Consider the following 14,688-nt stretch of genomic DNA (forward strand, 5'->3'; position numbering starts at 1 on the left):
TTTTTACTCCTCTTTTTTTTAAGATTTGAAATCACAAAAACATTGACACTACTATCATTTTATGATAAATTATACAAAGTGATGATTCAGGAAGGTAATAATATCTTAATATTATAAATTAAGGTATTATATTAACAATATATATATTGTATTACAAAGTTGGAGGTGTAGCAGATGAGAGTTAAAGTAACTTTAGCATGTACAGAATGTAAGCAAAGAAACTACAACACTACTAAAAACAAAAAGAATAACCCAGACAGAATAGAATTACAAAAATATTGTAGATTCTGCAAGAAACATACTACTCATAAAGAAACAAAATAGTTTTTATTAAGGATGTGAGTATAATATGGCTGCCCAAGCAAATCAAGGCGTAAAAACTAAGAAGAGATTTAGTTTAGCTACTTATATAAAAGAAACTAAACAAGAACTTAAAAGAGTTTCATGGCCAACGAAACAAGAATTACTTAAAAACACTGGTGTGGTTTTAACTGTAGTTATTTCATCTACTATATTAGTATGGGCTTTAGATAGTGTATTATCTGGTGCACTAGCATTTATACTAAAATAGACACAAAGGAGAAAATAATATGTCAGAATTAGAACAAGCAAGATGGTATGTTGTACATACCTATTCAGGACATGAAAATAAAGTTAAAGCTACTATAGAAAAAGCTGTAAAAACAAGAGGTATGGAAGACTGCATAACACAAGTAGTTGTTCCGACTGAAGATGTAGTGGAAACTACTAAAACAGGAAAAGAAAAAACTAGACAACGTAAGGTATTCCCTGGATATGTCTTAGTTAAAATGGTAATCACCGATGAATCTTGGTATGTCGTAAGAAATACTAAGGGTGTTACTGGATTTGTTGGACCAGGATCTAAGCCGGTTGCATTAAGTGATGAAGAAGCTAAGACTATGGGCATAGAATCAACTGAACCAAAAATAGGAAATAGCAATATTGACCTAGAAATAGGAGATACTGTTGAAGTTTCTAATGGACCATTTAGTGGACAAATAGGTAATGTTGAAGAAATAAACCTGGAAACAAAAGAAGTCAAAGTGTGTATAGATGCATTTGGCAAAAAGACTCTATTTGTAATCGAGTCTGATAGTTTAGAAAGATTATAAAAATACTATATTTATATATAGAAAAATTCTGAGGAGGTGCGCTCAATGGCTAAAAAAGTTATAGGTCAAATAAAATTACAAATACCTGCAGGAAAGGCAACTCCAGCTCCACCAGTTGGACCAGCATTAGGACAACACGGAGTTAACATAATGGGATTCACTAAAGAATTCAATGCTAAAACTGCAGATCAAGCTGGAATGATAATACCAGTTGTTATAACTGTATACCAAGATAGATCATTCAGTTTCATAACTAAAACTCCACCAGCTGCTGTTTTATTAAAGAAAGCTGCTGGATTAGATTCAGCTTCAGGAGAACCTAACAAGAAGAAAGTTGCTACTTTATCTTCTGCTAAGGTAAGAGAAATAGCTGAATTAAAGATGCCTGATTTAAATGCTGCTTCAGTAGAAACTGCTATGAGTATGATAGCTGGTACTGCAAGAAGTATGGGTATCGTTATAGAAGACTAATTTTATAAAATTAGACACTTCGTTATAAGAAGTGGGAGGTTGAAAAACCGAAAATAACCACAAGGAGGACATTTAAAATGGCTAAAAAAGGTAAAAAATACGTAGAAGCTTTAACAAAAGTTGATAGAACTAGATTATATGATGCAACAGAAGCTGTATCATTAGTTGTAGATGTTGCTACTGCTAAGTTTGATGAAACTGTAGAAGCACACATAAAGTTAGGTGTTGACTCAAGACATGCTGACCAACAAGTAAGAGGTGCGGTTGTATTACCACACGGAACTGGTAAAACTAAGAGAGTTTTAGTTTTCGCTAAAGGAGCTAAAGCTGCAGAAGCAGAAGCTGCAGGAGCAGATTTCGTAGGAGCTGAAGACTTAGTTCAAAAGATACAAGGTCAAAACTGGTTTGAATTTGACGTTGTAGTTGCTACTCCAGACATGATGGGTGTAGTTGGTAGATTAGGTAGAGTATTAGGACCTAAAGGTTTAATGCCAAACCCTAAATCAGGAACTGTTACTTTCGATGTAGCTAAAGCTATAGACGAAATAAAAGCTGGTAAGGTTGAATACAGATTAGATAAAACTAACATAATTCACGTTCCAGTTGGTAAAGTATCTTTCGGTGGAGAAAAGTTAGCTGAAAACTTTGCTGCATTAATGGATGCAATAGTAAAAGCTAAGCCAGCTGCTGCTAAAGGACAATACTTAAGAAGTATAACAGTAACTTCTACTATGGGACCTGGTGTTAAAATAAACCCAGCTAGAATAGCAGAATAATAAAACTGTTGACATACAAAAACAAAAATGTTAATATAACATTTGTTGATATAAAAAAGAATAGATTTGCCGTAGACAGTAGGTGCCGAAAGGCTTAAAATCCTACCGAGGTTTTAGATAAATTGAAATTACTAAAGCTTTTGTTGTCTACTTTTGACTCAAAAGCTTTTTTAAATGAGATTGCGGCGAATACTAAACCTATTAGGTGAAGGAGGTGCACAATTAGATGAGACAAGCTATAGAACTAAAATCAGGCGTTGTTGCTGAGATAGTTGAAAAGTTACAAAAATCTTGTGCTGCTGTTGTAGTTGACTACAAGGGATTAACAGTTGAAGAAGTAACTGAATTAAGAAAGAAAATGAGAGAAGCTGGTGTTGAATACAAAGTATACAAAAACACTTTAGTAAGAAGAGCTGCTAAAGAAGTTGGTATAGAACAGTTCAATGACGAGTTACTAGTTGGAACTAATGCGATAGCATTCGGATACGAAGATCCTGTTGCACCAGCTAGAATATTAAAAGAATTTATGGATGCTCATCCAAAAATGCAATTAAAGATGGGAATAGTAGAAGGAGAATTCTACAACGAATCTCAAATAGTTGAGTTCGCTAACATACCATCAAGAGAGGTTCTTATTGCTAAATTACTTGGAAGCTTAAAAGCTCCAGTATCAAACTTCGCATACTTAATAGATGCAATGATAAAGAAAGCAGAAGGACAAGAAGCTTAATTGTCAATTTAGAAAAAATTATATAAATTATATATAATAATTATTAAATTAAAAAGTTAAAGAAAAAAATTCGGAGGTGCTAAAAATGACAATAGAACAAATATTAGAAGCTATAGAAAACATGAAAGTTTTAGAATTAAATGAATTAGTTAAAGCTGCTGAAGAAAAATTCGGTGTATCTGCTTCAGCTCCAGTTATGATGGCTGGTGCAGCTGCTGGTGGAGCTGCTGAAGAAAAGACTGAATTTGATGTAGTATTAGCAAGCGCTGGAGCTTCAAAAGTTGGAGTTATAAAAGCTGTTAGAGAAATAACTGGATTAGGATTAAAAGAAGCTAAAGAAGTAGTTGACAACGCTCCTAAGACAATAAAAGAAGGAGCTTCTAAAGAAGAAGCTGAGCAAATGAAAGAAAAGTTAGAAGCTGCTGGTGCTTCAGTAGAAGTTAAGTAGTTTTCTTTAAAAGATGTCCTTTGGACATCTTTTTTTATGTAATCTGCCATAGACTTAATAATGCATTTGTTAATAGTTTAAATAATGTTAATTATCACTGTAAATTCAAAGAGGTATAAACAAAAAAGTGTATTTTATACTTCTTTTTTTGTGTAAATTAAAAATATGTATAAAAATGCGAATTTTAGATTGGAATTTTGTGCATAATAAGTATTGCATATTTTTATACATAAAAATAAATATAAGACATTAGATATAAGTTACATATTGAAAAATACTTGACATTATGATAAAATTATTAGATGCGTTACAATGAACTATGGTTTTATTTTTAATTATTGAGAGGTGAAAAGTGAATGCCACATCCTGTCACGATAGGTAAAAGAACTAGAATGAGCTTTTCTAAGATAAAGGAAATAGCTGATGTACCAAATCTTATAGAATTACAAGTGGATTCTTATAAGTGGTTTATTGAAGAAGGATTAAAGGAAGTATTTGAAGACATTTCTCCAATAGAAGATTACACAGGTAATCTTATATTAGAATTTGTTGATTACTCTTTAGACGATAAACCTAAATACGATATAGAAGAATGTAAAGATAGAGATGCTACATATTGTGCACCTCTAAAGGTTAAAGTAAGACTTATAAATAAAGAAACTGGTGAAATAAAAGAACAAGAAGTATTTATGGGCGATTTCCCATTAATGACTGAAAGAGGAACTTTCGTAATTAATGGAGCAGAGAGAGTCATAGTAAGTCAATTAGTTAGATCTCCAGGCGTTTATTATGCACAAGAAAGAGATAAAACAGGTAAGAGGTTAATATCATCTACTGTTATTCCTAACAGAGGTGCATGGTTAGAATATGAAACAGATTCTAACGATATTATATCTGTAAGAGTTGACAGAACTAGAAAGCAACCAGTTACAGTTTTATTAAGAGCTTTAGGAATAGGAACGGATGCAGAAATCATTGAACTTTTAGGAGAAGATGAGAGATTAGCTGCAACTCTAGAAAAAGACAATACTAAAACAGTTGAAGAAGGTCTAATAGAAATATACAAAAAATTAAGACCAGGTGAGCCTCCAACAGTTGAGAGTGCATCATCATTATTAAATGCATTATTCTTCGATCCAAAGAGATACGATTTAGCTAAAGTAGGTAGATATAAGTTTAATAAGAAACTTGCTTTATGCAATAGAATAATGAATAAAATATCAGCGGAAGATATAGTAAACACTGAAACTGGTGAAGTATATGTAAAAGCTGGAGACAAAATAAGTTATGAAGTAGCTAGAGAAATACAAAATTCAGGTATAAATGTAGTTACTTTATTAGTAGACGATGAAAAAGAAGTTAAAGTTATAGGAAACAACTTTGTAGATATAAAATCTCATATTAGTTTTGACATAGATGAGTTAAATATAAAAGAAAAAGTTCACTATCCAACTTTAAAAGAAATTATAGATGAGTATAGTGATGAAGAAGAAGTAAAAGAAGCTATAAAATCTAGAATTAAAGAGCTTATACCTAAGCATATATTATTAGATGATATAATTGCTTCTATAAACTATGAATTCAATATATTCCATGAGATAGGTTTCATAGATGATATAGATCATTTAGGAAACAGAAGGATAAGATCTGTTGGTGAGTTATTACAAAACCAAGTTAGAATAGGTCTTTCAAGAATGGAAAGAGTTATAAAAGAAAGAATGACTGTTCAAGATATGGAAGCTATAACGCCTCAAGCGTTAGTTAACATAAGACCGGTTTCTGCTGCTATAAAGGAATTCTTCGGAAGTTCTCAGTTATCTCAGTTCATGGATCAAACAAACCCATTATCTGAATTAACACATAAGAGAAGATTATCAGCATTAGGACCAGGTGGACTTTCAAGAGAAAGAGCAGGATTCGAGGTTCGTGACGTTCATCATTCTCATTACGGAAGAATGTGTCCAATAGAAACTCCAGAAGGACCAAACATCGGTCTTATAAACTCATTAAGTACTTATGCTAAAATAAATGAGTTTGGTTTCATAGAGTCTCCTTATAGAAAGGTAGACAAAGAATCTGGTAAAGTAACTGATGAAATACATTACTTAACAGCAGATGAAGAAGATTTATTCATAAGAGCTCAGGCAAATGAACCATTAGAAGAAGATGGTAAATTCGTAAACAGTAGAGTAGTTTGTAGAACTGTAAATGGTGCAGTTGAACTAGTTCCTGTAAACAGAGTAGACTACATGGATATATCTCCAAAGCAAGTTGTTTCTATAGCTACGGCAATGATACCATTCTTAGAAAATGATGATGCCAACCGTGCGCTTATGGGATCAAACATGCAACGTCAGGCTGTTCCATTAGTTAGAAGAGAAGCTCCAATCATAGGTACTGGAGTTGAATATAGAGCTGCTAAAGATTCAGGTGCAGTTGTAGTTGCAAAACACAGTGGTGTAGCTGAAAGAGTAACTGCTGATGAAATAATTATAAAAAGAGAAGATGGAAATAGAGATAAGTACAAATTACTTAAGTTTAAACGTTCAAACTCAGGTACTTGTATAAATCAAACTCCAATAATAAATAAAGGTGAGCAAATATCTCAAGGTGATGTTATAGCAGATGGACCAGCTACAGATCTTGGAGAAGTAGCATTAGGAAGAAACTGTTTCATAGCTTTCATGACTTGGGAAGGTTACAACTATGAGGATGCTATTTTAATAAACGAAAGATTAGTTAAGGAAGATAGATTATCTACTATTCATATAGAAGAATATGAATGTGAAGCTAGAGATACTAAGCTAGGACCAGAAGAAATAACTAGAGATATACCTAACGTTTCTGAAAGTGCTGTGAAGAACTTAGATGATAGAGGTATAATCAGAGTAGGTGCTGAAGTAGATTCAGGAGATATATTAGTTGGTAAGGTAACTCCAAAAGGAGAAACTGAACTTACAGCTGAAGAAAGATTACTTCGTGCTATATTCGGGGAAAAAGCTAGAGAAGTTAGAGATACTTCATTAAAAGTTCCTCATGGAGAATCTGGTATAATAGTTGACGTAAAAGTCTTCACAAGAGAAAATGGAGATGATTTATCTCCAGGAGTTAATGAATTAGTTAGATGTTATATAGCTAAAAAGAGAAAGATAAAAGTCGGAGATAAGATGGCCGGACGTCATGGTAATAAAGGGGTTATTTCAAGAGTATTACCTGAAGAAGATATGCCATTTATGGAAGACGGAACTCCTCTTGATATAGTTCTTAATCCACAAGGGGTACCATCTCGTATGAACATCGGACAGGTACTAGAAGTTCACTTAGGACTTGCTGCGAAAACTTTAGGATGGCATGTAGCTACATCAGTATTTGATGGCGCTAAAGAAGGTGATATCAGAAAAGCATTAGTTGCAGCTGGATATCCAGAAGATGGTAAATTAACTTTACACGATGGTAGAACTGGTGAAACTTTCGACAACAGAATAACAGTAGGATACATGTACATGCTTAAACTACATCACTTAGTTGATGATAAGTTACATGCTAGAAGTACAGGACCATACTCTTTAGTAACTCAACAGCCATTAGGTGGTAAAGCACAATTTGGTGGACAGAGATTCGGGGAGATGGAGGTTTGGGCTCTAGAAGCATACGGAGCTGCTCACATACTTCAAGAAATACTTACTGTTAAGTCAGATGACGTTGTAGGACGTGTTAGAGCATACGAAGCAATAGTTAAGGGTGAAAATATCCCAGAACCAGGAATCCCAGAATCATTCAAGGTTCTTATAAAAGAACTTCAAAGTTTATGCTTAGATGTAAAGGTATTAACTGAAGAAGATCAAGAAATAGAAGTTAGAGAATCTTTAGAATTAGATGATATATCTAGTGAATTTGAATTAGATGTTATAGATAATGTGAAAGAAATGGAAGAAAATCACATAATAGAAGAAATAGACGATGACTTCATTGAAACAGTTGAAGAAGAAGATATGGAAAACATAGATTTTGAAGACGACGTAGTTTTTGATGAAATAGAATACGAAGAAGAAGAAGAAGAAAATTTTGATGAATAGTAATTAATGAATGTAAATATCAAATAGAAGGGAGAGAACTCCTTGTTTGAATTAAACAATTTCGAGTCGATAAAGATAGCATTGGCTTCTCCAGAAAAAATAAGACAATGGTCTAGAGGAGAAGTAAAAAAGCCTGAAACTATAAATTACCGTACTTTAAAACCAGAAAAAGATGGTCTATTCTGTGAAAGAATATTTGGTCCTCAAAAAGACTGGGAGTGCCACTGCGGTAAGTACAGAAGAGTTAGATATAAAGGTGTAGTTTGTGATAGATGTGGTGTAGAAGTAACAAAGGCTAAAGTAAGAAGAGAAAGAATGGGACATATAGAGCTTGCAGCTCCTATGTCTCATATCTGGTACTTCAAAGGTATACCAAGTAGAATGGGTCTTTTACTTGATATGTCTCCAAGATCTTTAGAAAAAATATTATATTTTGCTTCATACGTTGTAACAGATGCAGGTGAAACTGGATTAAACGAAAAGCAATTATTAACAGAAAAAGAATACAGGACTGCTGTTGAAAAGTATGGATATGGTACTTTCACTGTAGGTATGGGTGCTGAAGCTGTAAAACAATTATTACAAAATATTGATTTAGAGCAAGAAAGTAAAGAGTTAAGATCTGACTTAAAAGATAGCACTGGGCAAAAGAGAATAAGAACAATAAGAAGACTAGAAGTTGTAGAAGCATTCAAAAAGTCTGGAAATAAGCCAGAATGGATGATATTAGATGCAATCCCTGTAATACCACCAGATTTAAGACCGATGGTACAATTAGATGGTGGAAGGTTTGCAACTTCTGACTTAAATGACTTATATAGAAGAGTTATAAATAGAAATAACAGATTAAAGAGATTATTAGAGCTTGGAGCACCGGACATTATCGTAAGAAATGAAAAGAGAATGCTTCAAGAAGCAGTAGATGCTTTAATCGACAATGGTAGAAGAGGTAGACCTGTAACAGGACCTGGTAATAGACCGCTTAAGTCTTTATCAGACATGTTAAAAGGTAAGCAAGGGCGTTTCCGTCAAAACTTACTTGGTAAGCGTGTTGACTACTCAGGACGTTCAGTTATAGTTGTTGGGCCAGATCTTAAATTCTACCAATGTGGTCTTCCTAAGAAAATGGCTCTTGAATTATTCAAACCATTTGTTATGGATAAATTAGTTAAAGAAGGTCATGCACACAATATAAAGAGTGCTAAATCTATAGTAGAAAAAGTTAAACCAGAAGTTTGGGATGTATTAGAAGATGTTATAAAAAGTCACCCAGTACTTCTTAACCGTGCTCCTACTCTTCATAGATTAGGTATACAAGCATTTGAACCAGTTTTAGTTGAAGGAAAAGCTATAAAGCTACATCCACTTGTATGTACAGCATACAATGCCGACTTCGATGGTGACCAAATGGCGGTACACGTACCTTTATCAGTAGAAGCACAAGCAGAAGCAAGATTCTTAATGTTATCAGTAAATAACATACTTGCTCCTAAAGATGGTACTCCGATAACTACTCCTTCTCAGGATATGGTTTTAGGATGTTACTACTTAACAATAGAAGAACAAGATTATGCTCCAGGTCATGGTACAATATTTAAAGACTTTAACGAGTTATTACTTGCTTACCAAAACCAAGCAGTTCACTTACATTCTAAAGTTAAAATGAGAATAGTACTTCCTGATGGAAGAAAATCTCTAGTTGAAAGTACAGTTGGTAGATTTATATTCAACGAAAATGTACCTCAAGATTTAGGGTTTGTAGATAGAAATGTAGATCCATTTGGACTTGAAATTGATTTCTTAGTTGACAAAAAGTCTCTTGGAAAAATAATAGATAAGTGCTTTAGAAAGCATGGAAACACAGAAACTGCTATATTATTAGATCACATAAAAGCTTTAGGATTTAAGTATTCTACAGTAGGTGGTATGACAGTTGCTGTTGCAGATATGACAATACCAGAGTCTAAGAAAGCCTATATAACTGAGGCAGAGACTAAGGTAGATAAATATGAAAAAGCATATAGAAGAGGTTTAATCTCTAACGAAGAAAGGTATGAAAGAGTTATAGAAACTTGGTCAGAAACTACTGAAAAAGTTACAGATGCTCTTATGGCTGGACTAGATAGATTAAACAACATATATATAATGGCTCACTCTGGAGCCAGAGGTTCGAAAAACCAGATAAGACAGTTAGCTGGTATGCGTGGTCTGATGGCCAATGCATCTGGTAAAACAGTTGAAGTTCCAGTTAAATCTAACTTCCGTGAAGGGTTATCAGTAATGGAATACTTCACATCTTCACATGGTGCTAGAAAAGGTCTTGCCGATACAGCGCTTCGTACTGCCGATTCAGGTTACTTAACAAGAAGACTTGTTGATGTCAGTCAAGATGTTATAGTAAGAGAAGTTGATTGTGGAACAAATGATATAACAGAAGTCTTTGCTATAAAAGATGGAAATGAAGTTATAGAAGAATTATACGATAGAATAGTTGGAAGATATACTATAGATGCTATAGTAGATCCTAAAACTGGTGAAGTTTTAGTTGAAGCAGATTCTATGATACAAGAAGATGCAGCTGAAAAAATAGTTGAAGCTGGAATTGAAAAAGTAGAAATTAGAACTGTTCTTAACTGTAAAACGAACCACGGAGTTTGTTCTAAGTGTTACGGAAGAAACCTTGCAACAGGTAAAGAAGTTAATATCGGAGAGGCTGTTGGTATAATAGCTGCTCAATCAATCGGAGAACCAGGTACACAGCTTACAATGCGTACATTCCATACAGGTGGGGTTGCCGGTGGAGATATAACTCAAGGTCTTCCAAGGGTTGAGGAATTATTCGAAGCTAGAAAACCAAAAGGTTTAGCTCTAATCACTGAAATATCTGGTAGAGTTGAAATAGATGAAACTGGTAAGAGAAAAGAGATAGCTATAATACCTGAAGCTGGAGAAACTGAAGTATACGCAATACCTTACGGATCAAGATTAAGAGTTAAGCAAGGTCAAATGGTTGAAGCAGGAGATCCATTAACTCAAGGTTCTATAAATCCTCATGATATAGTAAGAATTCAAGGTATAGGCGGAGTTCAAGAATATATAGTTAAAGAAGTTCAAAGAGTTTATAGAATGCAAGGGGTTGACGTTAACGATAAGCATATAGAAGTTATTGTAAGACAGATGCTTTCTAAAGTTAAGGTTGAAGATCCAGGAGATACAGATTTATTACCAGGTGGATATGAAGATGTATTAACATTCAATAAATGTAATGAAGAAGCTGTGGCTCAAGATTTAGCACCAGCTGTTGCTAAGAGAGTATTACTTGGTATAACTAAGGCATCTCTTGCTACAGAGTCATTCTTATCAGCTGCTTCATTCCAAGAAACTACAAGAGTATTAACAGAAGCTGCTATAAAAGGAAAAGAAGATCACTTAATAGGTCTTAAAGAAAATGTTATAATAGGTAAGTTAATACCTGCAGGAACTGGTATGAAGAAATATAAGAATATAGCTGTTGAAAAAATTCAAGACTAAAGCTTAATGTAAAATAAAGAAATCTTGACATGGATTATGTCTGGTGATAAAATGTAAAAGTGTGCAATTGAAAGTGTACTAATGTCTATAACAAGTCATTGGTAGCTTTCAGTTGGACTTTTAATAAATAAGAATTAGCAGGCACCAAACTGCAAAGAGCTAAGACCACATGATTGTGTGTTAATAGACATTTAATTGTAAAGTAACGAAAGTTACATTCAATCAATATGTAAATCATATTGATTTAGTTGGCGATCGTTAAGATCGAAAATTTTCAAAGAGGAGGTGCGCGTGATGCCAACAATTAACCAATTAGTTCGTAAAAGAAGACAAGCAATAGAAAAGAAATCTACTGCTCCAGCATTACAAAAAGGATACAATTCTTTAAACAAGAAAACAACTGATACAAGTGCTCCACAAAAAAGAGGGGTTTGTACTTCAGTAAAGACAGTTACTCCTAAGAAACCTAACTCAGCTTTAAGAAAAGTTGCCAGAGTTAGATTAACAAACGGTATAGAAGTTTCTGCTTATATACCAGGTGAAGGTCACAACTTACAAGAGCATAGTGTTGTTCTTATAAGAGGAGGAAGAGTAAAAGACCTTCCAGGGGTTAGATACCATATACTAAGAGGTACATTAGATACTGCAGGTGTTGATAAGAGAATGCAAGCAAGATCTAAGTATGGTGCTAAGAAACCTAAAGCTGCAAAGAAATAGTAAAAAATAACTAACAATTGATTATAAGTGCGGTGCTTTAAATATATAGACATATTTATGGCATCACGGCGTTTGAATGATGTCGAGTACCTATGATTTAAGATTTAATAATTAAGGAGGGAAGTAAAATGCCAAGAAGAGGTAATGTTCCAAAAAGAGAAGTTTTAGCGGATCCAATATACAAAAGTAAAGTAGTTACTAAGTTAATAAATAACTTAATGATAGATGGTAAAAAAGGGAAGGCTCAAACAATAGTTTATGATGCTTTCGCTATGATAGCTGAAAAAACAGGAGAAGACGCTGTAGAGGTATTTAATACTGCTATGGAAAACATAATGCCAGTTTTAGAAGTTAAAGCAAGAAGAGTTGGTGGAGCTAACTACCAAGTACCTATTGAAGTAAGACCTGAAAGAAGACAAACTCTAGGATTAAGATGGTTAGTAAACTACACTAGAGCTCGTGGAGAAAAGGGAATGGTTGAAAAGCTAGCTAAAGAAATAATGGACGCTGCTAACAACACAGGAGCTTCAGTTAAGAAGAAAGAAGATACTCATAAGATGGCAGAAGCTAATAAAGCATTTGCTCATTACAGATTCTAATAACAGGATATACTGATACCTTTAAAGGGATATCGTAAGGAGGAGAACCATGGCTAGAAAGTTTCCTTTAGAAAGAACTAGAAATATAGGAATAATGGCTCATATAGATGCAGGAAAAACTACTACTACAGAAAGAATCCTTTTCTATACAGGGCAAACTCATAAAATAGGAGAAACTCATGAAGGAGCTTCTCAAATGGACTGGATGGAGCAAGAGAAGGAGAGAGGTATAACAATAACTTCTGCTGCTACTACTGCTGCATGGAAAGACCATAGAATAAATATAATAGATACTCCAGGACACGTAGACTTCACAGTTGAAGTTGAAAGATCTCTAAGAGTTCTTGACGGTTCTGTTGCTGTATTCTGTGCTAAAGGTGGGGTTGAACCTCAATCTGAGAACGTATGGAGACAAGCAGATAACTACGGAGTACCTAGAATGGCATTCGTTAATAAAATGGACATCATGGGTGCGGATTTCTACAATGTTGTAGCTATGATGAAAGATAGATTAGCAGCAAATGCTGTACCAGTTCAATTACCAATAGGTAAAGAAGATTGGTTAGAAGGTGAAGTTGACTTAGTAGAAATGTGTGCTCACATATACAAAGATGACTTAGGAGTAGAAATAATAAAAACTGAAATACCAGAAGATATGAAAGAATTAGCTCAAGAGTGGAGAGAGAAGCTTATAGAAGCTGTTGCTGAAACTGATGAAGACCTAATGATGAAATATCTTGAAGGTGAAGAGTTCTCTGTAGAAGAAATAAAAACTGCTATAAGAAAAGCTACTATAGCATGTGAAATGAACCCAGTATTCTGTGGTTCTGCATACAAGAACAAAGGTGTTCAGTTATTATTAGATGGTGTTGTTGATTACTTACCAGCTCCAACTGATATAGCTTCTATAAAAGGTATATTAGAAGATGGTGAAGAAGCAGAGAGACATTCATCTGATGAAGAACCATTCTCAGCTTTAGCATTCAAAATAATGACTGACCCATTCGTAGGGAAGTTAGCATTCTTCAGAGTTTACTCTGGGGTAATAGGAAGTGGATCATACGTACTAAACTCTACTAAAAACAAGAGAGAAAGACTAGGACGTATACTACAAATGCATGCTAATACTAGAGAAGAAATAACAGAAGTGTATGCTGGAGACATAGCTGCAGCTGTTGGATTAAAAGATACGACTACTGGAGATACTTTATGTGATCCAGCTCATCCAATAGTACTTGAAACTATGGAATTCCCAGAACCAGTTATATCTGTTGCTATAGAGCCTAAATCAAAAGCTGCTCAAGAAAAGATGGGTGTAGCTCTTCAAAAATTAGTTGAAGAAGATCCAACTTTCAGAGTTAGAACTGATGAAGAAACAGGACAAACTATAATATCAGGTATGGGTGAATTACACTTAGAAATAATCGTAGATAGATTATTAAGAGAATTCAAAGTTGAAGCTAATGTTGGTGCTCCACAAGTTGCTTACAGAGAAACTATAACTGAGCCAGTTGATATAGAGTACAAGTACTCTAAGCAATCAGGTGGTAGAGGACAATACGGTCATGTTAAGATAAGAGTTAACCCTCAAGATCCAGGTGCTGGATACAAATTCGAAAACAAAACTGTTGGTGGATCTGTACCAAAAGAATACGTTGGACCAACTGATGCAGGTATACAAGGTGCTATGGCATCTGGTGTAGTTGCTGGATTCCCAGTTGTTGACGTTGCTGTTGAATTATATGATGGTTCTTACCATGATGTCGATTCATCAGAAATGGCATTCAAAATGGCTGGTTCAATGGCTATGAAAGAAGCTTTAAGAAAAGGTAACTCTATATTATTAGAGCCTTACTTCAAAGTTGAAGTTGTTACTCCTGAAGATTACATGGGAGACGTTATGGGTGGATTAAACTCTAAGAGAGGTTTAATACAAGGTATGGAAGCTAGATCTGGTGCACAAGTTATAAATGCATTCGTTCCACTTTCAGAAATGTTTGGATACTCTACTGAGTTAAGATCTTCTACTCAAGGTCGTGCGACTTATACAATGATATTTGATCATTACGCACAAGTTCCAGCTTCAGTTGCTAAGAAAATAGCTGAATCAAGATAATAATTTCATTAATATAAATTATTAAAATAAACTTAAAATAAGTAAGACGAGGTATTCCTCGTCTTACATAAAAATATATAGGGAGGTATTT

General features: G+C 34.2%; 12 protein-coding genes and 1 other annotated feature. All 12 genes read left to right on the forward strand.

The genetic code is table 11. The annotated features are described in order from the left end of the window. The first annotated feature begins 174 nt into the window (after positions 1-174). The 12 genes from rpmG to fusA all read left to right on the forward strand — a co-directional run bounded on the left by rpmG (position 175) and on the right by fusA (position 14,597). On the forward strand, positions 175-324 hold the full coding sequence (gene rpmG, locus BN899_RS17615; protein WP_003421192.1) for a 50S ribosomal protein L33: 150 nt from the start codon (positions 175-177) through the stop codon (positions 322-324). 25 nt (positions 325-349) lie between these two features. Then, complete coding sequence (secE, locus tag BN899_RS17620; RefSeq protein WP_042278199.1) at positions 350-571, forward strand: preprotein translocase subunit SecE; 222 nt, start codon at positions 350-352, stop codon at positions 569-571. 19 nt (positions 572-590) lie between these two features. Next, positions 591-1,133: a transcription termination/antitermination protein NusG gene (gene nusG / locus BN899_RS17625; protein ID WP_042278202.1), complete on the forward strand. Its 543-nt coding sequence runs from the start codon at positions 591-593 to the stop codon at positions 1,131-1,133. A 45-nt stretch (positions 1,134-1,178) separates the two neighbouring features. After that, complete coding sequence (gene rplK, locus BN899_RS17630) at positions 1,179-1,604, forward strand: 50S ribosomal protein L11 (RefSeq protein ID WP_042278204.1); 426 nt, start codon at positions 1,179-1,181, stop codon at positions 1,602-1,604. Positions 1,605-1,681: 77 nt separating this feature from the next. Then, positions 1,682-2,380: a 50S ribosomal protein L1 gene (gene rplA / locus BN899_RS17635; RefSeq protein WP_042278207.1), complete on the forward strand. Its 699-nt coding sequence runs from the start codon at positions 1,682-1,684 to the stop codon at positions 2,378-2,380. A 51-nt stretch (positions 2,381-2,431) separates the two neighbouring features. Beyond that, positions 2,432-2,561: a sequence feature (ribosomal protein L10 leader region), on the forward strand. Positions 2,562-2,606: 45 nt separating this feature from the next. After that, positions 2,607-3,110, forward strand: a complete 504-nt coding sequence (gene rplJ, locus BN899_RS17640) for a 50S ribosomal protein L10 (RefSeq protein ID WP_042278210.1) — start codon at positions 2,607-2,609, stop codon at positions 3,108-3,110. 85 nt (positions 3,111-3,195) lie between these two features. Continuing rightward, the gene (rplL, locus tag BN899_RS17645; protein WP_042278213.1) at positions 3,196-3,558 is read left to right on the forward strand and encodes a 50S ribosomal protein L7/L12; all 363 of its coding nucleotides are present in this window, start codon (positions 3,196-3,198) and stop codon (positions 3,556-3,558) included. A gap of 356 nt (positions 3,559-3,914) precedes the next feature. Beyond that, a complete protein-coding gene (gene rpoB, locus BN899_RS17650; protein WP_042278216.1) occupies positions 3,915-7,634 on the forward strand; it encodes a DNA-directed RNA polymerase subunit beta in 3,720 nt (1,239 codons plus the stop codon). Positions 7,635-7,676: 42 nt separating this feature from the next. Beyond that, complete coding sequence (gene rpoC, locus BN899_RS17655) at positions 7,677-11,165, forward strand: DNA-directed RNA polymerase subunit beta' (RefSeq protein ID WP_042278219.1); 3,489 nt, start codon at positions 7,677-7,679, stop codon at positions 11,163-11,165. A 294-nt stretch (positions 11,166-11,459) separates the two neighbouring features. Continuing rightward, entirely contained in the window at positions 11,460-11,882 is a 423-nt protein-coding gene (rpsL, locus tag BN899_RS17660; RefSeq protein ID WP_042278222.1) for a 30S ribosomal protein S12, read from the forward strand. A gap of 128 nt (positions 11,883-12,010) precedes the next feature. Then, complete coding sequence (gene rpsG, locus BN899_RS17665) at positions 12,011-12,481, forward strand: 30S ribosomal protein S7 (RefSeq protein ID WP_042278225.1); 471 nt, start codon at positions 12,011-12,013, stop codon at positions 12,479-12,481. A gap of 49 nt (positions 12,482-12,530) precedes the next feature. Further along, positions 12,531-14,597 carry an elongation factor G gene (gene fusA / locus BN899_RS17670; RefSeq protein ID WP_042278228.1) on the forward strand — a complete coding sequence of 689 codons (2,067 nt, stop codon included), beginning with the start codon at positions 12,531-12,533 and terminating at the stop codon, positions 14,595-14,597. The last annotated feature ends 91 nt before the right edge of the window (positions 14,598-14,688 follow it).

It is taken from the genome of Faecalimicrobium dakarense (assembly GCF_000499525.1).
GTDB lineage: Bacteria > Bacillota > Clostridia > Peptostreptococcales > Peptostreptococcaceae > Faecalimicrobium > Faecalimicrobium dakarense.

Bases quoted from the DNA above. Each gene is read 5' to 3' on its own strand.
- rpsL (WP_042278222.1), top strand. From the start codon at position 11,460: ATGCCAACAATTAACCAATTAGTTCGTAAAAGAAGACAAGCAATAGAA.
- fusA (WP_042278228.1), top strand. From the start codon at position 12,531: ATGGCTAGAAAGTTTCCTTTAGAAAGAACTAGAAATATAGGAATAATG.
- nusG (WP_042278202.1), top strand. From the start codon at position 591: ATGTCAGAATTAGAACAAGCAAGATGGTATGTTGTACATACCTATTCA.
- rplA (WP_042278207.1), top strand. From the start codon at position 1,682: ATGGCTAAAAAAGGTAAAAAATACGTAGAAGCTTTAACAAAAGTTGAT.
- rplK (WP_042278204.1), top strand. From the start codon at position 1,179: ATGGCTAAAAAAGTTATAGGTCAAATAAAATTACAAATACCTGCAGGA.
- rplJ (WP_042278210.1), top strand. From the start codon at position 2,607: ATGAGACAAGCTATAGAACTAAAATCAGGCGTTGTTGCTGAGATAGTT.
- rpsG (WP_042278225.1), top strand. From the start codon at position 12,011: ATGCCAAGAAGAGGTAATGTTCCAAAAAGAGAAGTTTTAGCGGATCCA.
- secE (WP_042278199.1), top strand. From the start codon at position 350: ATGGCTGCCCAAGCAAATCAAGGCGTAAAAACTAAGAAGAGATTTAGT.
- rpmG (WP_003421192.1), top strand. From the start codon at position 175: ATGAGAGTTAAAGTAACTTTAGCATGTACAGAATGTAAGCAAAGAAAC.
- rpoB (WP_042278216.1), top strand. From the start codon at position 3,915: ATGCCACATCCTGTCACGATAGGTAAAAGAACTAGAATGAGCTTTTCT.
- rplL (WP_042278213.1), top strand. From the start codon at position 3,196: ATGACAATAGAACAAATATTAGAAGCTATAGAAAACATGAAAGTTTTA.